The organism is Streptomyces aurantiaciflavus, from assembly GCF_049808595.1.
Taxonomy (GTDB): domain Bacteria; phylum Actinomycetota; class Actinomycetes; order Streptomycetales; family Streptomycetaceae; genus Streptomyces.
Genome location: NZ_JBNCAQ010000036.1, coordinates 73,410 through 97,966, shown reverse-complemented (window position 1 = coordinate 97,966; position 24,557 = coordinate 73,410). Strand labels below are relative to the sequence as shown.

The 24,557-nt window shown below is 71.9% G+C and carries 19 protein-coding genes and 1 pseudogene; 11 read left to right on the top strand and 9 right to left on the bottom strand.

The annotated features are described in order from the left end of the window. Nucleotides 1-15: 15 nt before the first annotated feature. On the bottom strand, nt 16-138 hold the full coding sequence (gene ykgO, locus ACPT94_RS33785; protein ID WP_360341484.1) for a type B 50S ribosomal protein L36: 123 nt from the start codon (nt 136-138) through the stop codon (nt 16-18). 28 nt (nt 139-166) lie between these two features. Continuing rightward, nucleotides 167-331, bottom strand: coding sequence for a 50S ribosomal protein L33 (gene rpmG, locus ACPT94_RS33780; RefSeq protein ID WP_189936098.1), 165 nt, complete (start codon nt 329-331; stop codon nt 167-169). A gap of 159 nt (nt 332-490) precedes the next feature. On the opposite strand from rpmG, the gene ACPT94_RS33775 reads away from it, so the two are divergent. Both ACPT94_RS33775 and ACPT94_RS33770 read left to right on the top strand, forming a co-directional pair. Next, nucleotides 491-1,066 (top strand): hypothetical protein, encoded by a 576-nt coding sequence (locus ACPT94_RS33775; RefSeq protein ID WP_425247591.1) that lies wholly within the window; start codon nt 491-493, stop codon nt 1,064-1,066. Between the two features lie 273 nt (nt 1,067-1,339). Further along, the gene (locus ACPT94_RS33770; RefSeq protein WP_425247590.1) at nt 1,340-2,005 is read left to right on the top strand and encodes a lipoprotein; all 666 of its coding nucleotides are present in this window, start codon (nt 1,340-1,342) and stop codon (nt 2,003-2,005) included. Nucleotides 2,006-2,019: 14 nt separating this feature from the next. On the opposite strand, the gene ACPT94_RS33765 is transcribed toward ACPT94_RS33770, so the two are convergent. Continuing rightward, nucleotides 2,020-2,865, bottom strand: coding sequence for a DUF72 domain-containing protein (locus ACPT94_RS33765; protein WP_360341494.1), 846 nt, complete (start codon nt 2,863-2,865; stop codon nt 2,020-2,022). A gap of 176 nt (nt 2,866-3,041) precedes the next feature. Here ACPT94_RS33765 and ACPT94_RS33760 point away from each other — a divergent pair, with 176 nt between their 5' ends. After that, nucleotides 3,042-5,618 (top strand): SpoIIE family protein phosphatase, encoded by a 2,577-nt coding sequence (locus ACPT94_RS33760; protein ID WP_425247588.1) that lies wholly within the window; start codon nt 3,042-3,044, stop codon nt 5,616-5,618. Between the two features lie 9 nt (nt 5,619-5,627). Beyond that, nucleotides 5,628-8,321 carry a SpoIIE family protein phosphatase gene (locus ACPT94_RS33755; protein WP_425247587.1) on the top strand — a complete coding sequence of 898 codons (2,694 nt, stop codon included), beginning with the start codon at nt 5,628-5,630 and terminating at the stop codon, nt 8,319-8,321. 95 nt (nt 8,322-8,416) lie between these two features. Here ACPT94_RS33755 and ACPT94_RS33750 read toward each other — a convergent pair. Continuing rightward, nucleotides 8,417-8,506 (bottom strand): annotated as a pseudogene (locus ACPT94_RS33750) (RNA polymerase subunit sigma-70); the annotation flags it as partial. A gap of 153 nt (nt 8,507-8,659) precedes the next feature. On the opposite strand from ACPT94_RS33750, the gene ACPT94_RS33745 reads away from it, so the two are divergent. Continuing rightward, nucleotides 8,660-10,024 (top strand): FAD-dependent oxidoreductase, encoded by a 1,365-nt coding sequence (locus ACPT94_RS33745; RefSeq protein WP_425247586.1) that lies wholly within the window; start codon nt 8,660-8,662, stop codon nt 10,022-10,024. An 89-nt stretch (nt 10,025-10,113) separates the two neighbouring features. Continuing rightward, a complete protein-coding gene (locus ACPT94_RS33740; RefSeq protein WP_425247585.1) occupies nt 10,114-11,154 on the top strand; it encodes a DUF1152 domain-containing protein in 1,041 nt (346 codons plus the stop codon). Nucleotides 11,155-12,208: 1,054 nt separating this feature from the next. Here ACPT94_RS33740 and ACPT94_RS33735 read toward each other — a convergent pair. Continuing rightward, nucleotides 12,209-12,718, bottom strand: coding sequence for a roadblock/LC7 domain-containing protein (locus tag ACPT94_RS33735; RefSeq protein WP_425247584.1), 510 nt, complete (start codon nt 12,716-12,718; stop codon nt 12,209-12,211). Nucleotides 12,719-12,942: 224 nt separating this feature from the next. Here ACPT94_RS33735 and ACPT94_RS33730 point away from each other — a divergent pair, with 224 nt between their 5' ends. Beyond that, nucleotides 12,943-13,368: a hypothetical protein gene (locus ACPT94_RS33730; protein WP_425247583.1), complete on the top strand. Its 426-nt coding sequence runs from the start codon at nt 12,943-12,945 to the stop codon at nt 13,366-13,368. Between the two features lie 201 nt (nt 13,369-13,569). Here the strand turns inward: ACPT94_RS33730 and ACPT94_RS33725 are convergent, their stop codons facing one another. Then, nucleotides 13,570-15,339, bottom strand: a complete 1,770-nt coding sequence (locus ACPT94_RS33725; RefSeq protein ID WP_425247582.1) for a DNRLRE domain-containing protein — start codon at nt 15,337-15,339, stop codon at nt 13,570-13,572. A 248-nt stretch (nt 15,340-15,587) separates the two neighbouring features. Then, nucleotides 15,588-16,001, bottom strand: coding sequence for a hypothetical protein (locus ACPT94_RS33720; protein ID WP_360341515.1), 414 nt, complete (start codon nt 15,999-16,001; stop codon nt 15,588-15,590). Between the two features lie 451 nt (nt 16,002-16,452). Between ACPT94_RS33720 and ACPT94_RS33715 the strand changes: the two genes are divergently transcribed. The 4 genes from ACPT94_RS33715 (at nt 16,453) to ACPT94_RS33700 (ending at nt 19,407) form a co-directional block, all read left to right on the top strand. Further along, a complete protein-coding gene (locus ACPT94_RS33715) occupies nt 16,453-16,893 on the top strand; it encodes a helix-turn-helix domain-containing protein (RefSeq protein WP_360341518.1) in 441 nt (146 codons plus the stop codon). Nucleotides 16,894-16,975: 82 nt separating this feature from the next. Then, complete coding sequence (locus ACPT94_RS33710; protein ID WP_425247581.1) at nt 16,976-17,533, top strand: hypothetical protein; 558 nt, start codon at nt 16,976-16,978, stop codon at nt 17,531-17,533. After that, a complete protein-coding gene (locus ACPT94_RS33705; RefSeq protein ID WP_360341524.1) occupies nt 17,530-18,732 on the top strand; it encodes an MAB_1171c family putative transporter in 1,203 nt (400 codons plus the stop codon). Before ACPT94_RS33710 ends, ACPT94_RS33705 begins: the two co-directional genes overlap by 4 nt. 216 nt (nt 18,733-18,948) lie before the next feature. Further along, nucleotides 18,949-19,407, top strand: coding sequence for a hypothetical protein (locus tag ACPT94_RS33700; protein WP_425247580.1), 459 nt, complete (start codon nt 18,949-18,951; stop codon nt 19,405-19,407). Between the two features lie 41 nt (nt 19,408-19,448). Here the strand turns inward: ACPT94_RS33700 and ACPT94_RS33695 are convergent, their stop codons facing one another. Together ACPT94_RS33695 and ACPT94_RS33690 are read right to left on the bottom strand one after the other, a co-directional pair. Further along, complete coding sequence (locus ACPT94_RS33695) at nt 19,449-22,124, bottom strand: WD40/YVTN/BNR-like repeat-containing protein (RefSeq protein WP_425247579.1); 2,676 nt, start codon at nt 22,122-22,124, stop codon at nt 19,449-19,451. Nucleotides 22,125-22,594: 470 nt separating this feature from the next. After that, nucleotides 22,595-24,391, bottom strand: coding sequence for an alpha-L-fucosidase (locus ACPT94_RS33690; RefSeq protein WP_425247578.1), 1,797 nt, complete (start codon nt 24,389-24,391; stop codon nt 22,595-22,597). Between the last annotated feature and the right edge of the window lie 166 nt (nt 24,392-24,557).

The window sequence follows — 24,557 nt, the reverse complement described above, 5'->3', positions numbered from 1 at the left end:
GCCGCTCGGAGCCGCTCAGCCCTGGCGGGCCTTGAAGCGGGGTTCCTTCTTGTTGATGACGAAGGTCACGCCCTTGCGGCGCACCACCTGGGCGCCGGGCCTGGCCTTCAGCGAACGCAGGGACTTGCGCACCTTCATGACTGCCTCCTGGGGTCGAACGCCGGGGTCACCGTTCCTCGCGGAAGGCGACGTGCCGTCCGGCGACGGGGTCGTACTTGCGCAGGACCAGCCGGTCGGCGTCGTTCTGCCGGTTCTTGCGCGTCACGTAGGTGACGCCGGTGCCGGCCGTGGACCTCAGGGTGACGACGGGGCGCGCGGTGCTGCGTGCCATGGGGACCTCCTCTCACCGGCATCGCACTCATTGAGCGGTGCATGCCAGTCACGCGGTACAACAGCCGACCGGCCCGGGGCATTCCCGCCCTCACCCGAAGGCCTGAACCGATGCCGAAACCCCGTCGGCGAGCGGCCCGGCGCTCCCACCGTCGCCCTCATGAACGGGACGGAGAGCATTGCCGCGATCATCGAACGGGCACGTGAGGACCTGGCCGGGCAGTTGCGGGGACGCGTGCGGGCGGTGCCGGAGCAGCAGCCGCGCGCCGGGCTCGTGGAGCAGTTCCTCGCCCTCGCCGCGGGCACGGCGACCGTACCGGCGGCGCGCACGGAACCGGCCGACCCGGGCGCCACGGCCGCCGACGACAGTCCCGCGCGGGCCGCCCGGACCGCGCGGGTGCGGGCCTGGGCGCTGGACGCGGACGGGCTGCGGGCCTTCGTGGAGCGCTACGGGACGCTGACCCGGGAGGCGCTGGAGCGGGACGGCCTGCTGATCGACCCGCCGCCCAAGGGCTCCGCCCTGATCGCCCCGGCCTGCCGGTCACGGGCCGGCGAGCTGTTGCTGCTCGAGGCCGAGGACCTGCTGTACGCGCTGCTGTTCGGCGACCGCGACGCCGGGGTGCGGCTCGACCGGGTCGAGCGGGAACTGCTGACGCTGACGATGCCCCGGGCCAAGGCCCACGCCGTCGCCTTCGTCCTGCGTGCGGCCACCGAGATCGGCGCCCACGGCACCTGACGGGACCCGCTGCGCGCCGCCGACGACGACGACCGCGCCCCCAACACCGTCCTGCAGGTCGAGTACGGCGAGACCGCCGACGAGCTCGTCGGCCACGGCATCGCGGCCGCCCTCAAGCTGATCGACAACCCGGAGGTGAACGAGCAGGTGCTGTACGCGCGGATGGAGAACGTCGAGGAGAGCACGCTGGAGTAGGACCGCCCGGCGCTCGCCGCGATGTCGGCGGCCTCGGATACAGTGCTCCGCCGGTACCGAGGAAGAGGAGAGACAGCGGTGCGCTTCGGGGTGGGGAACATTCGGCGGGGCCTGGCGGTGGCGGCCCTGCTGACGGGTGTGGCGACGGGATGCGGGGACGCCGAGCAGGGCTCGGGTGCGGCCGAGGCGACGGCGACCGCGACGACCAAGGTCGCGGCGAGTGGGGGCAGCATCGGCGCCGACGGTTCCGCCTGTGAACTCCCCGTCACCTTCGACATCGCCGAGTTCTGGAAGGCCAAGGCCGTCGACTCTGCCTCGCGGAAGGGCGACACCGGCGACGAACTGACCGACGAACTCGCCGAGGCGCTCCTGCGGCAGGGCCCCGTCACCATGGCCTGCGAGGTCGACGCCAAGCCCGCCGGCAAGATCGGCTTCCTGCGCGTCTGGACCGGCAAGCCGGGTGACGCCGACGCCCGTGCCGTACTGGAGGACTTCGTCGCCGCCGAGAGCGGATCGAGCGGGGCGAAGTACCGCGCCTTCAAGGCGGGCGGCCTCACCGGCGCCGAGGTGGAGTACGTCACCACCAGCGAGCTGCTGGAGGAGACGAAGAAGGAGCGCGCCCTCGCCGTGACCACGTCCGACGGCCCGGTCGTGCTGCACCTCGGCGGCATGGACACCGAGGAGCACGAGGCGATGCTCCCGGCGTACGAACTCGCCAGGAGCACCCTCGAGGCCACCGCCTGACCGGCCGGTACCCGTCAGGGTCCGAGCAGTTCGTCCATGCGCGCCGCGGCCCGGACGGCCGCGTCGGCGCAGCAGTTGTTGAACAGCACGTGCACCCGCTCGGCCCGCCGGGCGAGCGCGCGTACCCGGGGCAGCCACGCGCGCAGTTCGTCGTCGGTGTACTCGTGCCGGAAGCGGTCCTCCTTGCTGCCCGTCCCCCAGGCGGGGCTACGACCGTGGAAGCGCACGACCGACAGCCGCGGCGAGGTGACGGGCGTGACGGGAGGAACCGCGGACGGCAGCGACGGCTCCATGTCGACGGCGACGGCGGCGAACCCGTACGACCGCAGCAGCGCGGCGGTCGCGGGCTCCTGTTCGCCGCGCCACCAGGCGGGGTGCCGGAACTCGACGCAGACCGGCCATCCGGCGGTGCGGTCGGCGCACTGCGCGAGGAACTCCTCGGCCCGCGCGCCGGGTCGCAGCCACGGCGGGAACTGGAACAGGACGGCACCCAGCCGTCCCGTCTCCCGCAGCGGCCCGATGCCGTCCGCGAACCGCCGCCACACCTCGTCCAGCGCCTTCGGGGACCTGATGTCCGCGGGCAGTCCCGGTGGCAGCACGGCGGACCGGGTGGGGTGACCGGTCAGCAGGGAGAAGGCCTTCACGTCGAACACGAAGTCGTCGGGTGTGCGCTCCGTCCACAGCCGGCTGGTGCGCTCGCCGGGCAACGCGTAGTACGTCGAGTCCACCTCGACCACCGGGAAGCGTTCGGCGTAGTGCCGTAACCGGCCCTCCGCGTCCCGCCGCCCGGGCGGGTACCAGCCGCTGCCGACGAGCGCCCGGTCCGTCCAGGAGCACGTTCCGATCATGATCTCGCCCATGGCGGGCGGTTACCCCGCAACCGCGGGAACCTTCCGGACTCGGTCTCCGCGGCGGATCACATGACTTGGGCGGTTCCGTGTCCGGGCGGCCCGCGGCCCGCGGATGCACTCCGGCCCCCATGTGGCGCATTCTTGCTGTGTCGCCCACTGTGTGGCGCGCGGACGAGGTAGGGGCGATGACTGGGAGCGCCGGGGACGAGCGGAAGCCGTCCCGGCCGCCGGCCGCACTGCTGGCCGGGGCCGTGGCGGACGGGCTGTGTGCCGTGGACGGCCGCGCCGGGGGCGTGTACATGCGTTCGAGTACGCCCGGGCTGCTGCGGCTGGCGATTCTCTCGGGGCTGCCCGGGCGGCTGTTCCGGCCGTGGTGGCGGCTGAGCGTGGACCGGCCGTTCCCGGTGGCCGACGCCCACCGGCTCGGTGTCCCGGTGGTCCTGGCGAACGCCACGGAGGCCATGCGCCGCTATCCGCAGTTCGCGGCGGGACTGCCCTTCCAGTTCGGAACGCTGAGCGTGCCCTGTGCGGCGAAGGGGCGGGCCTTCGGGGTGCTGACCATCCTGCGTGCGGCGGCCGCCGACGCCGGGGACGTCCAGGCGGGGTGCGAACGGCTCGCGTGCGTGGCGGACGCCCTGGCGACGGCCCTGCTGCGACGCGAGGCGGACGGGCATGCCGTCGTCTGGGACGACGAGCCGCTGTGCGTCCGTCCACCGGCCGCGGGTCCGGCCCTGGGCCGGGTCGGGCATCTGTCGTGGGACCCGGCGACCGGCGCCGTCACCGCCGACGAGGCCGCCCGCGCCCTGCTCGGACTGCCGCCGGACGAGCGGCCGGCCGGACTGGACTTGCTGGCACGGGCCGTCGACCCGACGGACGCCCACCGGCTCCCCACCCTGCTGCACGAGGCCGCCCAGGGCAGACCGCCGCCGCTGCCGGTCCAGGTCCGCACCGCCGACGGCGGTCTGCGGCTGCTGGAACTGTGGTCCGCCGGCGCCGGTACGGCCGCGCCGGCCCCTGCCGTCACGGGCGTCCTCCTCGACCCGGGGCCGGGCGCCGTGGCCGACGGAGCGGCCGACCTGCTGCCCGAGGGCGTGTTCTGCCTCGACCGGCTGGGGCTGATCGTGTACGCCAACCCGCGGGCCGCGCATCTGCTGGGGGCGGAGCGCTCCCGGCTGCTCGGCCGGTCCCTGTGGGAGGCGGTGCCGTGGCTGAACCAGCCGGCCTGCGAGGAGCATCTGCGCGGCGCCCTGCTGTCGCCGGAGCCGGTGCACTTCCACGTCCGCCGGCCCCCGCAGGCCGACGACGGGCGCTCCGGTCCGCGGCCGTACGAGGGCGACTGGCTCAGCATGGCCGTCTATCCCGGCGCGGACCTCCTCACCTGCACCGCCGTCCCGGCGAACCGCGTGACGCACGACCCGGGCGAACCCACGCCCGCGGCACCGGCCGACGCCGAGAGCGGGGTCCCCGCACCGGACGCCGCCGCCTCCACCACCTCGTACCGTCCGATCGTCCTCGCCATCGCCCTGACCGAGGCGGTGACCGCCCGCCAGGTGTCGGCGGTGGTCATGCAGGAGCTGCTGCCCGCGTTCGGCGGCCGCAGACTGGCCATCTACCTGCTCCAGGAGCGGCATCTGTACCTGGCGTGGGAGTCCGGCTTCCCCAAGGGCTTCCTGGCGCCGTTCGAGGGCGTGGGGCTGGACGCGCGTCTGCCGGGCGTGGAGACGCTCACGACGGGCCGTCCGCTGTTCTTCGACTCGATGCAGCAGTTGGCGGCCGCCTACCCGGGCATCCCGCTCGACGCCACGGAGGGCGCACGCGCCTTCCTGCCGCTCATCGCCTCCGGCCGCCCGGTCGGCTCGTGCATCCTCGGCTTCGACCGTCCGCGCAGCTTCAGCTCCGAGGAGCGCACGGTCCTGACCGCCCTCGCCGGCCTGATCGCGCACGCGATGGAGAAGGCCCAGCGCTACGACACCGAGGCCGCCCTCGCCCGCGGCCTCCAGCAGGCCCTCCTCCCCCGGCGGCTGTCGCGGCACGCGCGCGTGGAGACCGCCGGACGCTATCTGCCCGGCACCGAGGGCATGGAGATCGGCGGCGACTGGTACGACGTCGTGGAGGCGGGAGACGGCCTGGCCCTGGTCATCGGCGATGTGCAGGGACACGGGGTGCAGGCCGCGGCGACCATGGGGCAACTGCGCAGCGCGGTGCGGGCGTTCGCACTCGGCGACCGGCCACCGCAGGAGGTCATGGGCGGCACGAACCACCTCCTCATCGACCTCGACCCCGGCCAGTTCGCCAGCTGCTGCTACGTCCGCCTGGACCCGGCGACCGGCCTGGCCCGGGTGGTCAACGCCGGGCATCCGCCGCCGCTGCTGCGGCATCCCGACGGACGTACCCGGGTCGTGGACCTGCCCGACGGGGTCGTGCTCGGTGTCGACCCGCGTGCCCAGTACCCGGTGGCGGAGCTGCGCCTGGATCCGGGCGCGATCCTCGCCCTGTACACGGACGGGCTGGTGGAGCGGCCCGGTCATGACATCGACGACGGCATCGCCGCCCTGCGCGCGGGCCTGGCCGACGCGGGCGCTCCTTCGGAGCGGTCGCTGGCGGACGTCGCCGACCGGCTCACCGCGACGGCCCGGCAGACCGCCGACCGGCCCGACGACATCGCCCTGCTGCTGGCCACCCGGCTCGCCCGGGCGGCGCACGACGATTACGGGCCATCACCTTCCGTAGCGCCCCTCGCCTCGCGGGGCCCGGCAGTGTAGACATGGCACATGGTCCGACTCCTGGGGCGATCGGATGCCCGGCCGGCCCGTCGTCCCCGGGGCCTGCGGGGACGGCGCACACCCGAAAGCACACTGGGCAGGCGCAGCCTCGCCGCGCAGGTGTTCGTTCTGCAGGTCGTCATCGTGCTGCTGCTTGTCGTCGCGGCGGTGGTCGCCCTGGTGCTCCAGGTGCGGCACGACACCACCCAGGAGGCCCGCAACCGCTCCCTGGCCGTCGCCGAGACCTTCGCCAACTCCCCGGGCATCGTGGCGGCGTTGGGCAGCCCGAACCCCACGGCCGTGCTGCAACCGCGGGCCGAGGCCGCCCGTGAGGCGTCGCAGGTCGACTTCATCGTCGTCATGAACACCGACGGCGTCCGCTACACCCATCCCAAGCCGGACCGCATCGGCAAGAAGTTCGTCGGGACGCTGGGACCGGCGCAGGCCGGGCGCACGGTGGTCGAGGAGGTCAACGGGACGATCGGCCGGCTCGTGCAGGCGGTCGTGCCCGTGAAGGACGCCGACGGCAAGATCGTGGGGCTGGTGTCGGCCGGCATCACCACCGACCGCGTCGGCGGGACCGCGGACCGTCAGCTGCCCCTGGTCCTGGCCACCGCCGCGGCGGCGCTGGCGCTGGCCACGGGCGGTACGGCGCTGGTCAGCCGCCGTCTGCTGCGCCAGACCCACGGGCTGGGCCCGCGCGAGATGACCCGCATGTACGAGCACCACGACGCGGTGCTGCACGCGGTACGCGAAGGGGTGATCATCGTCGGCGGGGAGGGCGACCTGCTGCTCGCCAACGACGAGGCGCAGCGGCTGCTGGACCTGCCCGCGGACGCCGAGGGCCGGAAGGTCTTCGACCTCGGGCTGGACACCGCGACCGCCGAGCTGCTGGCGTCCGGGCGGGTCGCCACGGACGAGGTGCACCTGGTCGGGGAGCGGCTGCTCGCGATCAACCAGCGGCCCACCGAGGTCGCGGGCGGGCCGGCCGGCAGCGTCGCCACCCTGCGCGACTCCACGGAGCTGCGCGCCCTGTCGGGACGGGCGGAGGCGGCGCGCGAGCGCCTCGACATGCTGTACGCGGCCGGAGTGGGCATCGGCACGAGCCTGGACGTGACCCGGACCGCGGAGGAGCTGACGGAGCTGGCCGTGCCGCGGTTCGCGGACTTCGCGACCGTGGACCTGTTCGAGGCCGTCCTGGAGGGGGAGGAGCCGGACTCCCGGGCCGTGCTGCGGCGCACGGCGATGAGCGGGATCCGCAAGGGCGCGCCGCTGTACGCGGTCGGCGAGAAGATCCGGTTCGTCGAGTCCGCCCCGCAGGCCCGGACCCTGGTGGACGGGCGGCCGGTGCTGGAGGCGCGGCTCGCCGAGTCCCCGGGCTGGCGGGCGCAGGACCTGGAGCGGACCGAGCAGGTGGTGGAGTTCGGTATCCACTCCCTGATCACCGTGCCCGTCCGGGCGGGGTCACTGGTTCTCGGGGTGGTCAGCTTCTACCGTTCGGAGCGCGCCGCGCCCTTCGACTCCGAGGAGGTCGTCCTCGCGGAGGAGCTGGTGGCGCGTGCCGCGGTCTCCATCGACAACGCGCGCCGCTTCACCCGCGAGCACGGCATGGCCGTCACGCTCCAGCGCAGCCTGCTGCCGCGCACCCTGCCCGAGCAGGGCGCCCTGGACATCGCCTACCGCTATCTTCCGGCGCAGGCGGGTGTCGGCGGCGACTGGTTCGACGTCCTGCCGCTGTCCGGCGCCCGGGTCGCGCTCGTGGTCGGAGACGTCGTCGGGCACGGGCTGCACGCGGCGGCCACCATGGGCCGGCTGCGCACCGCCGTCCACAACTTCTCCGCGCTGGACCTCGCGCCGGAGGAACTCCTCGGGCTGCTCGACGAGCTGGTGGCCCGCATCGACCAGGACGAGACGGCCGACGGCAGCGCCGCGCCCGTCGCGGGAGCGACCTGTCTGTACGCCATCTACGACCCGGTCTCCCGGCGCTGCACCGTCGCCCGCGCCGGCCATCCGCCGCCCGCGCTGGTGCACCCCGACGGCCGGGTCGAGTTTCCGGACGTCCCCGCCGGGCTGCCGCTGGGGCTCGGCGGGCTGCCGTTCGAGACGGTGGAGCTGGAGCTGGCGGAGGGCAGCCGGCTGGTGCTGTACACCGACGGGCTGGTCGAGGACCGCAAGCAGGACATCGACACCGGTCTCGAACGGTTGCGCGATGCCCTGGAGCGGACCGACAGTACGCCGGAGGAGACCTGCCAGTCCGTCCTGGAGTCGCTGCTTCCGGAGCGCCCGAACGACGACATCGCTCTGATCGTCGCCCGCACCCGGGCGCTCGGCGCGGAGCAGGTCGCCGAGTGGGACGTGCCCGTGGACCCGGCCGCGGTGGGCGAGGTGCGGGCCGCGGTCGCCCGGCAGCTGGTGCGCTGGGAGCTGGAGGAGCTGTCCTTCACCACGGAACTGATCCTCAGCGAGCTGGTCACCAACGCGATCCGCTACGGCACCCCGCCCGTCCGGGTGCGCCTGCTGCGCGACCGCACCCTGATCTGCGAGGTGTCCGACAGCAGCAACACCTCGCCTCATCTGCGGTACGCGGCGATGACGGACGAGGGCGGCCGCGGCCTGTTCCTGGTCGCGCAGCTCACCGACCGCTGGGGCACGCGGTACACGCCCGGCGGGAAGGTGATCTGGGCGGAACAGCCGCTGCCTTGACCCGCCCTGCGGCCGCTGTGCCCCGTCCGGTCCCCCACCCCTGCCGTGACCAGCCCCTTGACCTGGACGTGCTTCTGTCCGCTCGCGGCAGGGCGGCGCGCCCGGTGCGGGCGCGCGCGGACGGTGCCGACGGGCACGCCGAGCGCCTCCGCGTGGTCGAGGACCCCCCACGCGATCAGCGGCAGACCGAGAAGTCCCGTTCCCCGGTGGGCTCATGGGCCGCCCGGCTCATAAATGATGTTTATGGGCTCATAGACCGGACCCGCGTACCGAGTTAGGTTTGCCTTAGTTTAGGCTTCCCCCGAGTCGATCTGTCACCGCTCGAAGGGAACCTGATCATGCCCCGCCCCCTGCGGGTAGCCATTGTCGGAGCCGGCCCCGCCGGGATCTACGCCGCCGACGCGCTGCTCAAGTCCGATGTGGCCGCCGACCCCGGTGTCTCGATCGACCTCTTCGAGCGGATGCCGGCCCCGTTCGGACTGATCCGTTACGGCGTAGCTCCGGACCACCCCCGGATCAAGGGCATCATCACGGCCCTGCACCAGGTCCTCGACAAGCCGCAGATCCGTCTCTTCGGCAACGTCGACTACCCCACCGACATCAACCTCGACGACCTGCGCGCCTTCTACGACGCCGTCATCTTCTCCACCGGCGCGACGGCCGACCGGGAGCTGCCGATCCCCGGCATCGAGCTCGACGGCTCCTACGGCGCCGCCGACTTCGTCTCCTGGTACGACGGCCACCCGGACGTGCCGCGCACCTGGCCGCTGGAGGCCGAGAAGGTCGCCGTCCTCGGCGTCGGCAACGTCGCCCTCGACGTCGCCCGCATCCTGGCCAAGACGGCCGACGAACTCCTCCCGACGGAGATCCCGCCGAACGTCTACGACGGCCTGAAGGCCAACAAGGCGCTGGAGATCCACGTCTTCGGCCGCCGCGGCCCCGCGCAGGCGAAGTTCTCGCCCATGGAGCTGCGGGAACTGGACCACTCCCCCAACATCGAGGTCATCGTCGACCCCGAGGACATCGACTACGACGACGGCTCGATCGCGACCCGGCGCGGCAACAAGCAGGCCGACATGGTCGCCAAGACGCTGGAGAACTGGGCGATCCGCGACGTCGGCGACCGCCCGCACAAGCTGTTCCTGCACTTCTTCGAGTCGCCGACCGAGATCCTCGGCGAGGACGGCAAGGTCGTCGGCCTGCGCACCGAGCGCACCGCCCTCGACGGCACCGGCAACGTCAAGGGCACCGGCGAGTTCAAGGACTGGGACGTCACGGCGGTCTACCGCGCCGTCGGCTACCTGTCCGAGAAGCTGCCCAAGCTGCCCTGGGACATCGACTCGGGCACGGTCCCGGACGAGGGCGGCCGCGTCGTCGAGGAGAGCGGCGCGCACCTGCAGTCGACGTACGTCACCGGCTGGATCCGGCGCGGTCCGGTCGGTCTGATCGGCCACACCAAGGGCGACGCCAACGAGACGGTGTCGAACCTGCTGGACGACTTCGCAGGCAGCCGTCTGCACACGCCGTCCGCGCCCGCCCCGGAGGCCGTGGACGCGTTCCTCGCCGAGCGCGAGGTCCGCTTCACCACCTGGGAGGGCTGGTACAAGCTGGACGCCGCCGAGAAGGCGCTGGGCGAGCCGCAGGGCCGCGAGCGCGTGAAGATCGTCGAGCGTGAGGACATGCTCCGCGAGAGCGGCGCGTAAGCACGGACGAGAGAGGGCCTGGGGACGTCCGCCCCAGGCCCTCCTCCAATTCAGTGGGCCGCGTGATCGACGCCTGTTAGCGTCCCGGCGTGTTCCTCCTCCACGAACCTCCGCTGTTCACCCGGCTGCGCGACGCGCGGCGGATACTCGTCGCCGGCGCGGGCGGCGGCTTCGACGTCTACGCGGGCCTGCCGCTGGCGATCGCCCTGCGCTCGGCCGGCAAGGACGTCCATCTGGCCAACCTGTCCTTCTCCGACCTCTACGGCCTGCCCACCGACGTCTGGCTGGAGCCGGACGTCGCGGCCGTGGGGGGGGGGGCCCCCCCCCCCGCCCCCTCCGGCCCCCCCCCCGCGGGCTGGCTGGAGCCGGACGTCGCGGCCGTCGCCCCGGACACCCCCGTCCGGGGCGACTACTTCCCCGAGCGCACCCTGGCCCGCTGGCTCGGTCGGCACGGTCTGCCCTCGACGGTGTACGCGTTCGCCCGCACCGGCGTGACCCCGCTGCGGGCCGCCTACCGCGCACTGCTGGACCACCTGGGCGGGGTGGACGCCATCGTCCTGGTGGACGGCGGGACGGACATCCTCCTGCGGGGCGACGAGCACGGACTGGGCACGCCCGAGGAGGACATGGCCAGCCTGGCCGCCGTGCACGGCCTCCACGAGGTCGAGCACCGGCTGGTGGCCTGCCTCGGCTTCGGCGTGGACGCCTACCACGGGGTCAACCACTCCCTGGTGCTGGAGAACCTGGCCGCACTGGACCGGGAGGGCGGCTACCTCGGCGCGTTCTCCCTGCCGCGCGACAGCCGCGAGGGCGCCCTGTACGTCGACGCCGTGGCCCACGCCCAGGAGTGCACCCCGGACCACCCGAGCATCGTCAACGGCTCCGTCGCGGCCGCCGTACGCGGCGACTTCGGCGACGTACGGTTCACCGAGCGGACGAAGGACAGCGAACTCTTCGTCAACCCGCTCATGGCGCTGTACTTCTGCGTGGACGCGTCCGCCCTCGCCCGCCGCAACCTCTACCTGGACCGCATCGAGGACACCGTCCTCATGCGCCAGATCAGCACCCGCATCGAGGAGTTCCGCGACGGACTCCCGCGGCTCAGACAGCCCCGCGCGTTCCCCCACTGAGGGGGCGCGCGACCGGGAGCGAAAGGCGCGCGTTCACGCGCCGTTGGCCGCCACGACGCCGGTCTGTCGGCCAGAGGTGGCACGGCGCGAATGGTCCGCGGGGCCATGGGCATGCTGTGAACGAGGTCACTTCCGGTGCGTGGCGCCGGAACCAGCCCGGAGTGCCCTCTCCGCCCGTCTCGCCTCCCACGAAGGACATGTGGTCTTGGCTCTCACGTACCCTGACGCCCCGTCAGCCCGCCGTCCCGGACGCTGCTGGACGATCCGTGTGGTCGGGCACCGGGACCGCACCGCTTCCGTCACCTGCTCCTCGGCGTGCGCCATGCCGCCACGCTCACGCGACCTCGCGGCCCTGCGACGTTTCGCCGAGGCCCATGCCGCCGCCCATGCCAGAGCGGCCGCGGTGCGGCCCGACGCGGCCTGCTGGTGCCGCCGCCAGCGATGCGCGCCGCACGAGGCCACCCGGGCCGTCTGCGCGGGCGCGGTCGTCCTGGTGCTGCGCCACGACCCGGCCGTCGGCCAGGTGTGGACCCTCAGCGAAGTGTGCTCCGCGTGCGCCCCGCTGATGCCCCACACGCGCGTGATCGGGCGCGCGGCACCCGCACCGGGGGACGCGGGTGCGCCGCCGGAGACAGGCGATCGTCCGTCCGCGGCAGCGCTCGCGCGTCCGGCCACACCCGCACCGACTGGGGCACCGCCGCGTCTCGTCCCCGGCGGGTTCAGCGCGCCCGGGGCGAACGGCGGTGCGGGGCCGGAACGGGCCGGTGGCCGCCGGCGCGGGCGGGTCGGGCCGCCACGCGGGCGTGCGCAGGCGGAGGGCGGAGGGGCGTGAGGGGGCGAGAGCCATCGACGGCCGAGGCACCGGTCCGTGTGCAGGCAGGACGGCCCGGCCTGCGGCCGGCATCAGCCCGTGGGCGGGTAGACGGCCGGGCGTCCGGGTGGCACCGGCCCGGCGTGCGGGTAGACGGCCGGGTCCCGGGTTGGCACCGGCCCGGTGCTGCGGGACCGCCGTACAACTCCCCCGCGGGATCCTGCTGGTGACGCCGAGCTCGGCTCAGCCGCCGAGTTCCGGGCCTCGCTGGGGGCGGAACTGTCGCGGGATGCGGACCGGGAGGGCGCCCAGGGATCTGCCCTGGGCCGTGAGGGGGGTCGGGGTGCTGGTGGGACGTGGGGGTGCGTCCTCCGGTAAGGAGCGGCGTGCCGCGAGCAGTTCGGCGATGTGCGCGCCGCTGCGCCGTCCCTCCAGATGCAGGCGGCCGACGTTGACCCGGTCGTCGGCCAGCAGGGTGAGGACGGCGCTGGGACCGGCCGCGTAGGTGGCGACATAGCCCCCGGCGCCACGCACGAGCAGTTCGCAGAACTCCCCGCGGGCCGTGAGGTCGACCATGCGGTAGCCGACACCGAGGGCGGCCGCGGTCAGGGCCGCGAGCCCTTCGGGTTGGACGCCGGGCATGTCCTGGGCGAGGACGAAGCCGTCGACGCTGGCCGCCAGCGCTCCCGTCAGCTGGGGCATGCGCGTGCGCAGCCGGTGCAGTTCGTTCAGGACCTCGGCCTTGACGGCCATGACCGGTCTCCTTTCGCCATCACGAAGCTGGGAAGAGACTCGGCGCATGCCGGACTGCCCTCTCCCGCACGGCCGCACCGAGAGCGTGATCCCGAGACTACGGAAAGTGCTGGGCCGAGGTGAGGGGTTTGGCATTTTCCTCTGGTACTTCCCGCAGGCGGGGAGTTACCGCCCCACCCGGCGGATATGGCGTCGAGCTCGCTGTCGCCGAGGGCCCGCACGCCGTGGCCGTCGCGGCGGAAGAGGACGCCGGTCTTCTGCGCCCACTCGCCGCGCAGACGTTCGTTCCTCGCGGCCCGGACACCGAGAACCTCGACATGGAACGCCAGGAAGCGGCTCCACATCGCCTCCATCAGGAACAGTCCGCGAGCCCGGGCCACCGCCACCCTCTCGGCGGCCTGCACGGCGTCCAGCGCGCACGCCTGCTCGCACAGGAAACACGGAACCACTACCTCGACCCGTCCGGGCATCTGGTAGGCCTCGACCTGGACAGCGGTGCGGTGCGCTGGCGCAGCCAGGTACAGGTCCCGAAGAGCCCGGTAGAGGCGGGGGTCGCGCCGGAACTGACGGTCTATGACCACGGCCTCATCGGCCGGATCGGCGGCCACCTCTTCCGGATCGAGCCCGTGCTGACCGAGACAGGCTCGTAGTCAGGGATGGGAGAGCGTCGCGCGGGCCCCGGTCGTCGGGAGTGTGCTGCGTCGAAGCCGTGATGCAGGGGGCCCTGCCGAAGGGGCCGTGGCCCGGGGCCCCCGCGCGCGGGTGCCCGGGCCCGGCGGGGGGGGGGGGGCCGGGGGGCCGTCGGGGGGGGGCCCGGGGCCACGGCTGGGTGGAGCTCTGGCGGCCGGTGTCTACTGGTAGGCCGGTACGGCCCAGGTGGCCTTGTAGCGCCGGTCCACGGTGGAAACCGACTCCAGCGACTGCGGGCCGCTGGTGGGGATGAAGCGGATGTACGCGGTGTCCCACGTATTGCCCGCCGCCTGTGTCTCGGGGCAGCCGATGGAGCAGGTGGAGATCACGGTGCCCGTGGCGGGGTCGTTCCCGACGCTCTTGATGAGGGTGCGCTTGGTCACCTCGGCCCGGTTCGCATAGTTCGTGCACCAGTGGTTCTCGGCGCCTGTCACGTACTCCGGCAGTGGCCAGGCGCCCTGGGAGTCGTCGTAGCAGTCGACGGCACCGCTCTTGGAGAACTGGACGATGCCGGCGTTGGCGCCGATCCAGAGCCGGTCGGAGTTGCCGTGGACCGGCGTGAGTTCGTGGCCGTACGCCTTCTTCGCGCCTGCCTGCTGGGGAAGGGGCCAGGCCTTCCCCCACTTGAGCCGGCCTCCGACGTAGTCGTACCGCACCAGAAGCTCGTCGCCGACGGCCCACACCGAGTTGCTGCTCGGGTCGTAGAGGACCTCGTGCGCGCCGGCGAGAGAGGTCTGCTGGACGGGCGTGGCGCTCCAGTTGCCGGGGGTGCCCTGCGCCTTGGAGTAGACCGCGAGCCCGCCGGCGATGCCCTCGGAGCCGAAGACTCGCGAGGCGAACGCGGCGATGACCGTGCCGTCCGGGAGCATCTCGACCCCGTGCAGGTCGTTCGGGTCGCCCACGTTGACCGCCCAGTGGTAGCCGGCGAGGGACGGGTACGGGATCACGCCGACGAAGCCGCTGGTGCCGTCGCCCGTGACCAGGACCTGTCCGCCGTACGTGCCGCCGGGTCGCAGCTTGTGCGAGGTGCCGCCGGCCCAGGAGTCACCCTTCAGGGTCGTGTCGAAGACCGAGTGGTAGGCGTCGGGGATCCACCGCTGGTACGGGCCCGAGGCGGGCCAGACGTCAGGATCGGTGGAGTCGAGGAACTCCAGCGCCGAGTGCGCCGCGGGGTAGTTGTTCGGGTACGTCGGGCCGTACGCGTTGCCCGAGATGATCGGCGTGGAGCCCGTGTTGAACTCGACCTCCAGCGTCGGCGCGTTGTACGCGGCGTGGCACGCGTAGTCGGTCGACACCGTGTTCATGGAGCAGAAGTCCTTGTAGCCGGAGCTGATGTCCTCCTGCGCCGAGAACCTGATGCCGTGGTTCGGGAAGGAGGCGTCGTTGGCCCAGGCCTTCACCCAGTCGGTGACGTCGATGCGCTGGATGCCGTTGGACGCGGCGGGGTTGGTCCTGTTCGGGATGTCCGGGCAGTTCGGGTGGCCGAGTCCGAACCACGTGCCCTTGCCCGCGCCGACGGTCGGCTGGTTGGCCCAGGTGATCGTGGACTGGTCCCACGGCTGGGTCACCGGGTAGACGCCCATCCAGGCCTTCGCGTCGCAGTCGGAGACGAAGGAGTTGTAGACACGCAGGTAGGCCTTCGAGATCGGGGCTCCGCGGAGCTTGGAGACGTCGAAGCGCATGAAGCTGCGGTACTTCGTGGTGCCGTTGTCCGGCGTGCCGACGTGCAGGATGTGCCCTTGCGAGTGGTCGGCGTCGTCCACATTGGTGATGTAGGTGTCCTGCAGCCGCTTGATGATGTTGCGCGGCCCCGTCTGCACCATGGGGGACACCGTGGGCGTCGCCGCCGCGACCGCCGCCGTCCGCGTGACCGTCTCGCCGGCTTCGGCCGCCTGGGACGCCGGGACGAGCAACGACGCCAGCAGCGCCACTCCGCCGCCCGTCGCCGCAAGACATCTCTTCCATGGACGTCGTGGAGCATGACGATGCACGTGTGGGTCCGCCTTTCAGGATCTTGATCCAACATCGACAGAAGGTGATGGGGTTCCGGGTGAGGAGCGTCTCGGCGGGCGGACCGTTCGCGGCCTGCGCCAGGTGACCGCGGACATGGCCCCCGGGCCGATCCGGCCGGCCCCCGAGACGGCGCTCCGCCCATGGCAGGCCATGTCCGCGGGGGCGATCAGAAGTGCGGGTCGAGCAGCGAGCCGAAAGTGTGGGTGCCGCTGAAGGTCTCCACGGTGCTCACGAGGGTGGCCGTCGCCGAACCGGACTTGGCCAGACTCGACGTGTGCGTGTAGTCACCGCTCCCGGGGTTCAGGCAGTCCTTCCACGTGTACGTGCCCGCGGACAGGGTGATGTCACGGCTCGGGAAACGGATGGAGTCGAAGACGTGCGTCCACGTGTAGTCGCCGGCGCCCAGGTAGATGGTCTTGCTGGTGCACGCGTCGGCGCCGGACGACGAGGGGGAGCCGGTCAGGTACAGGGTGCGCGTGTTGTACGCCGTGTCCGCCGCACTCGCCGGGTTCCCCGCGAGCGTCACGACCGCCGTTGCCACGGCCGCGACAGCCGCGAACTTGCTGATCTTCCGAGCCACTTGATGCCTCCCAGTGAAGTGAAGTGCGTGCTGATCGGGGCCCGTTCCGAACCGAGCCACCTGACGGGGTGCAGACGGTGCTCCCGCCATGCGCGACCGTCAGGCGTCTCCGCCCGGGCAGGGCGACTGAACCTCCGCAACACTAACAGCGGCTTTCACTTAAGTGAAAGAATTTGATCTCCGAGGGCAGTCAACTGGACATCTTGCAGCAGCACATACGGGCATCAACATTCGTAGCCGGGTTCACCGACTGCATGTTTATGTGCTGCTGGAGGGCTGGGCATCGCCGTACGGCCACGGACGGGATCCATCGGGGAGCAGGGTCTACCGCGAGGCGGTGACCGGTCCGCGAGCAGTGGCAGGTCTCTCGGCGCACCGGCGCCCCGCTCACGGCGCGCACGGCGCACGGGATAATGCCCCCATGGCAGGAGGCATCGAGAGGTGAGCGACCGTGAGTGAGACAGATGGGCAGCTGCTGGCCGCCCGCCTCGAGTACCTCTTCGAGCACGTGCAACCACTGGGCAGGCGCCACACCCTCCAGGAGGTGGTCGACGGCATCAAGGCGGTCGAGGAGCCTGGGGGCGTCTCCCTCTCGGTGGGCCGGCTGTCGATGCTGATGAACGGAAAGGCCCCCAACCCCACCATCGGGACGCTGCGCGCGCTCGCCGACTTCTTCGGCGTACCGGTCGGCTACTTCGTCGACGACGCCGTCGCCGACCGGACCATGGCCCAACTCGCCCTCATCACCGCCATGCGCAACAACGACGTCAAGGCTGTCGCCCTGCGCGCGGCGGCGGTGGCCACCCTCTCCGCGCAGGGCCTGGACGTGGTGCGCGGCCTCGTCGAACAGGCCGCCGACCAGTCGCGAGAGCGCGACGGGCGGGATGCATAGACTTCCCCGTGACAGAGGCTGTGACCGCGCGGCACGCCGTCGAGCGGTCGGGGGAAGGGGCACGGTGCAGGACGGTTTCCGGTTGAGGGCAGAGCCCTGGTCCGACTTCCGCACCCGGTGCGACGCCATCCTGGACGGCCTCCCGCTCGGACAGGCGCAGCCCCTGACGATCGACGCCCTGTGCGCCTCGATCGAACAGCGGCACGGCAGGCGGCTCACCCTGTCACCCCTGCCGAAACAGGCGGGAGCCATCGCCGACCTGTGCGGACTGTGGGTCAGCCTCGGCGACACCGACCACATCTTCTACGAGACGTCCACCAACGCCTTCCACCAGCGGCACATCATCCTGCACGAGATCTCCCATCTCCTGCTCGACCACACGACGGAACGCGACGGCGGCGGCTCCTGGCCCGGGATGGAGGCGCTCTTCCCCGGCCTCGACCCCACCATGGTCCGAAGGCTGCTCGCCCGGGGCCGCACCGACTACACCGAACTGCAGGAGCAGCAAGCCGAGTTGATGGCCACCCTGATCCACAAGCGGTCGACCGACCACGCGTCACCTGGCGTCCGGCCGGTTCACGAGGGGTCCGCGAGCCTCGACCGGCTGGCCCGCGCCCTCGGCCTGGTGCGTCCGCGATGACGGCCATCCGGCCGTACGAGGTCGTCCTGCTCGTTCCGATGTGGTCTCTCACCGCGCACACCGCCCACCGGGCACTGCGCAGCCGCGCCATCCCGGAATCCGCGCCCTCCCGACTGCTCGCCGGAGTCGTCGCCCTGGTCACCCTGTCGGTCACCGTGGGGGTGCCGGCGGTGCGTCGCGTGATCGACACCGTCACCGGTGTGCAGAGCATCACCAATGTCCTCAGCCATCTGCTCGGAATGTCCGCGATCACATGCCTGACCGCCTTCGTGCGTCGGCTGTCCGGCGCGACCGGCGCGGCTCCCACCCCCCGGGCCCGCGACTGGCTGCCTCTTCCGCTGGTCGCAGCCGCCCTGTGCACGGCCTTCTTCCTGGCGCCCCGCCCGAGCGGTGAGAAGTATCTGCTGACCACCGGCCACTCAGCCGCCCATACCGTCTACTGGGCCATCTACATCGGTTACGTGATCTGGGGAGTGACCGCGATCGGGGTGATGTGCCTGCGCTACCACCGGCAGGCCCCGCCAGGCCCCCTGCGGACCTCCCTCGAGCTGATCGGCGCGGGCGCCGCGACAGCCATCGTCTACGCCCTGCACCGGTGCGCCTACCTGGCCCTGCGCGACTCCGGCATCCCGCTGTTCGAAGACGCCGCCGTCGTGCCTGCCACACAGGTCCTGCTGACCGGTTCACTGCTGCTGTCCAGCGCCGGGATCGCCTGGCCCGCCCTGGCGGACAGACGGCGCGCCCACGCCGACCGCCGCAGGCTGCGCCGCCTCGAACCGCTGTGGCGGATGCTGACCGATGCCGCACCCGAGGTCGTCCTTCCGCTGCCGGACGCCCTGCGCGCCGAGCCCGAACTCGTCCTGTACCGGTACACGATCGAGATCAGTGACGCGATACTCGCCCTGGCCCCGTTCCGCAGCGCCGCCGCCGAGACGACGGCACGGGAGCAGCTTTCCGCGCACGGGTTCACCGGTCCGCGGCTGGCAGCGGCCACCGAGGCCGTCGTCCTGCGCTGCGCCATCGCCCGGGCATCCCTGACACAGCCCGCACCTCCGCCGACCAGCGACCCGGAGCCTTCGAGCGACGGCATCGGACACGGCGGCGACCCGGTCGAATGGCTGGAACTCCTCGCCGCGCACTGCCGGCACCCGCTGGTCCACGGCATCTCCGCGGCCCTCACCGTGTCGACCAACGACTGAACAGCGTGGGTCGTGGCCGCGTGCGACGACTGGGAGCGGCCCACCGCGGCGCGGCTGCAAGGGGCATCCTGGTATGCGTACGGGCAGCCGGGAGGTGCCGGGATGCGGTGGTGGGCCGGGGCGTGGGTGATCGCCGGGGTGTTCTTCCTCCTGGCCGCATGCGGGACCTCGACAGGGAACGGCGGATCTGCCGGAGGGCCGTCCGGGAGCCGCTCGGTGGAGCCGTCCACCGGCACGCCGGCGCACACGTTCGCTTCCCCGTCCTCTCCCCCGCCGTCGAGCCCGTCCGGAGCCGGCCCGTCCGGGACGGACCGCACGTCCTCCGCTTCGGCCGGCGCCTGCGTCGCCGGACACGCCGAGGTCACCGTCACCCCCGGTGACGCGCCCGGACAGCGGCTGTGCGTGCGGCCGGGGACCGTTGTGTCCCTGATCCTCCAGCCCCGCGCGGACGACAGGCGATGGGTGGCTGTCCGCAGCTCCGCGCCGGCCTTCGTCGTGGCGTCCGGATGGCGGGTGGAGGCGGACGGATCCGCCCGCGCCTCACTGCGGTGCGCGGGCACCCGGGGCGGCACGGCCAGGGTCACCGCGCTCGCCAAGGCGCCGGACGTCGCGGGCGCGGCGAACGTCGCCTTCACGCTCGAAGTGAGTGTGGTGCCGTACACGACGGAGCGGTGACCCCGAAACGCCGGGATCACCGCTCCGTACGACTGCCGGGGTCAGTCGCAGTCACGCACAGGGATGCTGTAGATGCCGCGGCCGTGCGTCGCCGCGTACAGCGTGCGCCCGTCGGGGCTCAGCTTCAGCTGGAGCACGGCCACGGCCGGGAGCGATCCGACGCGCTGCCACCTGGTGTGGCCAGGCGCCCGGTAGACGACCCCGAGGTCGGTGGCGACGGCGAGGCCGCCGTTCGGGGTGACGACCGCGGAGTCGGTCGGCACGTCGGGAAGGTTCGCCGAGATGTCCTTCCAGGTGGTGCCGCCGTCCTTCGACTCGAAGACGTGGCCGACGCCCGCGCCCGGTCCCTCGGTCCACTGCCGGGAGAAGCCGCTGACCGTGAGGTAGACGTGATCGGCGTCCTTCGGGTCGACGGCGAAGCCGCTGAGGTAGCGGTTGGGTACGGTGCCGTCCGCACCGGTGGCGGGGAGAGTGATGTCGTGCCAGCCGGTGCCTCCCCCAGACTTCGTCCGGGAGGTGCCCCCAGCATCGCCGACGGAGATGCCGCGGGCGAAGCCCTGGTTGTTGCAGGGGCCGCACCAGGCCGCGTACACCTTGCCGCCCGAGGCGGCGACAGCGGTCGCGGTGTGGCCGGCGCCGAGGTCGTACACGCTCTTCCACTCGTCACCGCTGCGGATGGCGTAGCCGTGGGTCTGCACCCAGATGTGGCGGCCGCCCGCGATCCAGGTCGAGCTGTTCTTCGCGTCGGCCGCGAGCGGGGCGATGAAGCGGGCCTCACCCGTGGCGTTGTCGGCCGGAGCAACGTCGTACGACGTGGCCTTGCCGGGGTCGTTGATCCAACTCCCGTCGTTGACGGCGCAGTTCTGGGTCACCTGGATGGCCAGGTAGACGTACTCCTCGGCGATGTCGCAGCCGTTGGCCGGGTCGGTGAGGGTGTCGCCGCCGTCGCCACCGAAGTTGGAGCCCATCACCTTGTCGTTGCTGCGCAGGATCGACTGGCCGTTGTCCTGCAGGCCGCCGGTGACGGAGACGCCGCCGTGGTCCAGGTCCTTGCCGACGCCCACCGAGTAGTACTGCAGGGTGTCGATGGTGCCGTCGTTGAGCGAGGTCCAGTCGGTCGCGTGGCCGGAGGAGTCCTGGGCGCCGTCGACCGGGCGCTTGTAGACGCCGCCGTCGTTGCCGACGTAGACGAAGCTCTTGCCGTGGTAGCGGCCGATGGCGACGCCGTGCTGGTCGGAGTGGGTGGTCTGGCTGCAGTCGCCGGTCTGCTGGGCGGGGTCGATGCTCCAGCAGGGGAAGCCGAAGTTCCAGTACGGGCCGACGGTGGACCAGGTGCCGCCGCCGTCCTTGGTCTCGTAGACCTCCTCGAGGCCCGCGTACACGTGCTCCGCGTTCGCCGGGTCGACGGTCAGGAACTGGTTGTACCAGGCCTGCACGCCCGGCATGTAGCCGCTGGAGGTCAGCGCCGAGCCGGAGGCGGCGAGACCCTGGTAGTCGGCGATCTTCGTCCACGGGCCCGTCGGAGAGCCGGACTTGGAGACGTAGATGCCCTCCAGACCGCTGTCCGGGTTGGTGTTCAGCTGCTCCGGCGACTGGTCGACGGCGTAGTAGCGGGAGCCGTCGGCGGAGCGGGCGAAGGTGACGTTTCCGACGTCGTCCGCGTCGGCCGACAGGTCGCCCAGGCCGCTGGTGATGCGTGTCCAGGTGCCCTTGGAGTCCTTGGTGTAGAAGCCGTTGTAGTCGTCACCGCTGCGCCAGCCGACCGCGAGAACCACCTTCGCGGGGTCCTTCGGGTCGATGGCGATGTCGTTGGCGATGTTCTTGTACGCCGCGTCGGGGTCGTCGGCCTTCGAACCGCCCGGCAGGTAGTCGGGGTTGGGCGCGTACTCCAGCTTCCAGGCACCGCTGAGTTTCTTCGTGGAGTGGCTCCACACGCCCTCGCTGGTCGCCGCCCACACCTTGCCGCCGCCGAAGCGCAGCTGGTGGATGGTGGTGGACTCCAGTTCGTCGCCGCCGACCCGGCCGCGCGAGGAGAACGTGCCGTGGTGCGGGTCGGACAGGACGTAGACGCCGCTGCCGAGGTAGGCGTCCGCGTTGGTGGTCGCCTCGCCGGTGCCCAGCCACAGCCGTCCGGTCCCGTCGAGCGCGAGCGCGCCGGTGGACTGCGAGGACAGCCGGTCGCTGATCGGCTGCCAGTGCCCGCCGCCGCTGCGCGAGCGCCACACGCCGCCGCCCGCGCTGCCCGCGTACACGTACCCGTCGTCGTCGGCGGCCATCGCGGCCATCCGACCGGTGACGTTGCCCGAGCCGCCGCTGGAGTTGGAGTCGATGTCGCGGTAGCGCGGATCGTCGGAGTTGTACGGCAGGTCGGTGACGTTGCGCCAACTGCCCCCGGTGGTCGGCAGATTGCTCAGGCTGGTCCAGGCGGCGCCGTACGCGCCCGGTGCGACGATGCCGGGTGAGGTGCGGGCCTCGGCGTACTGGTCCGCGCCCTCGGCTATCTCGTCGGCCTCGTTGCCGTCGTCGTCCTCCGCCACCTTGGGGCTCATGGCCCCCACCGACTGCTCGCGTTCGGCGGCGTGTCGGGTGAGGGTGCGCGCCCCGAAGGGGCTGCTGTCGCCGCCGGGTGCGGCACTCGCGGGTAGCGCGAGGAGTCCGGCGGATGCGGTGCTGACGCAGATCGTGAGCCATCGTCTTCTACGGATTGGTGCTGGCACCAGGTCCTCCCAGAGCGGGCGTTGACAGACCGTCGGAAGAGACCCGATCACGGCCGGGAGGAGGCGTCCGACGCTTGAGAAGTCCTTGACCAGAGCCTGTCGCTTCGTGACGGTTCGCCAGCACGCGACGGTCGGCGGCGACGGCGAGCGCGAGGCCTCCGGCGATCAGCAGCGGGACATGGCCGCCGGTCCGCCGGGCGGCCCTTCGCCCACAGGCCGGCGAGGAGGATCACCGCGCGGGTAGCGCCCTGGTGGTCGGGGACGAAGGGTGGGATCCATGCCTTGCCGACACGTTGACGCAGGCGTTGAAGCCGCCCGTACAGCGTCACTGCCACGACCGGCCCGAGGGTTCGGGCGGTCCCGACGGTGGGCCGGGGAACCACTCGGTCAGGGCGCGGCGGGTCCTCAGCCCCCCGTGGGTCGTCAGCACGGCGTTCCCGCTCGGGGACGAGGGCGGGGGCCGGCCGGCATCAGCCGATCTTGGTCATGGTCCATCGCTGCTGGGAGCCGCCGTTCCAGGACCACTGGATCATGTTGCTGCCCTGGGTGGTGACGTTGCCGTTGTCGAGGACCTTTCCGCTGCGGCGGTTGGTGAGCCGGTAGGCGCCGTTGCCCAGGGCGGCGACGGCCCACTGCTGCGGGGTCCCGGTGTTGGGGGTCCACTGGACGACGGTGGCGCCGTCGCCGGCGGAGTTGCCGTTGTCCAGGGCCTTGTTGCTGTTCAGGCACACCAGCTTGTAGTAGCCGTGGCCCAGGTGGGTGACCTTCCACTGCTGCGGGGTCCCGGTGTTGACGGTCCACTGGACGACCGCGCCGCCCTCGGTGGTGCGGTTGGCGTTGTCCAGGGCTTTGCCGCTGCGGGCGCACACCAGCCGGTAGGTTCCGTCGGCGAGGACGGCCGGCATACCGCTGACCTCGACGCAGACCACCGACACGTCGGCGTGCGGCGCCGTGGCCGGCACCGTGACGTTGATGGTGCCGCCGCTGACCGTGTACGAGAGCGCTGTCGACGGGTCGTTCAGCAGGTGGACGCGGTTGATGGTGTTGTGGACCTCCGGGATCTGGAGGACCCCGTTCGTGGGCCAGGTGAAGACATGGGCGAAGAGCTTGCCGTTCTTGGCGGTGAACCTGCCCCAGGACGGTTCGGTGGCGAAGGGGCTGCCGCTGGTGCCGTAGATGCTGTCGCCGTAGGTGGCCATCCATGAGCCGAAGCCCTTCAGGACGTTCGTGGTTCCGGCGGTGACGGTGCCGTCGCCCTTGGGGCCGATGTTGAGCAGGTAGTTGCCGTCGCGGGAGACGACGGTGACGAACTCCTGGAGGAGGTCGTGCACGGACCGGTAGGAGTTCTCCCTGGACGAGTTGTAGCCCCAGGCGCCGTTCATGGTCACGCAGGTCTCCCACGGCCGGTCGAGCGGTGCCGGGGGCACCTTCTCCTCCGGGCACTGGAAGTCACCGAGACCGAGGTCGCGCTTGACGCGTTCGTTGACGATGAGGCTGGGCTTCCGGCTGATCAGCCAGTTGTACAGGTCCTCACCGTCGGCCTTGACCCACCAGTCGTCGAGCGTGGGAGTGGCGGGGTTGCCGCACCAGTCGCCGTCGAACCACAGCACGGCGGGGTCGTAGCGGTCCAGCAGCTCCTGGAGCTGTGCCTTCATGTCCGTGATGTAGGCGGTACGGGCGGCCTGCGAGGACATGGAGGAGAAGACGGTGCTGTGGTTGGCGGTCTGCGAGGAGTGGTTCCAGTCCATGATCGAGTAGTAGAGCCCGAACCTGATGCCGCGGCTCTCGCACTCCGTCTTCAACTGGGCCAGCAGATCGGGCTGGTAGCCGCTGTAGTCGCGGAGGTTGTACTCCTTCGTGCCGGTGGTGTCCCTGAAGCTCGCCACGTCGGAGTTCCACATGGCGTAGCCCTCGTGGTGCTTGGCGGTGATCACCAGGTACTTCATGCCGGCGTTCCGGGCCAGTTCGGCGATGCTGGCGGCGCTGAAGGAGGTCGGGTTGAACGGCGCGCTGACCTGGGTCTGGTAGTCGGCCTTGGACCAGTTCTCGCTGTAGAACGCCCACTCGCCGTGACCGCGGTAGGAGTAGGACCCGAAGTGGATGAACATGCCGAACCGGGCCTGGTACCACCAGTCCATCTTGGAGGGCACGGTGTAGGCCTCGGCAGTGCCGGGCCACACCACCTGCGGCAGGCCGAAGGCGACGGTGCCTCCGGCGAGGGCGGCGGCCTTGATGAGGGAGCGTCTGCTGAGGGGGGCAGAGGACACGGAGCGGCTCCTGAGGGTCGGGGGAATCAGGGCGGACGGCGCGTGACGAGGCGATGACCAGGCACGTCGGCAGACCGGCCACAGCGCGAGAAGACACGCGGAGACATCGGATGAATCCTGTAGTCACCCAGACCGCCATGTCCAGACGCGTGCGCCCAGATTTTCC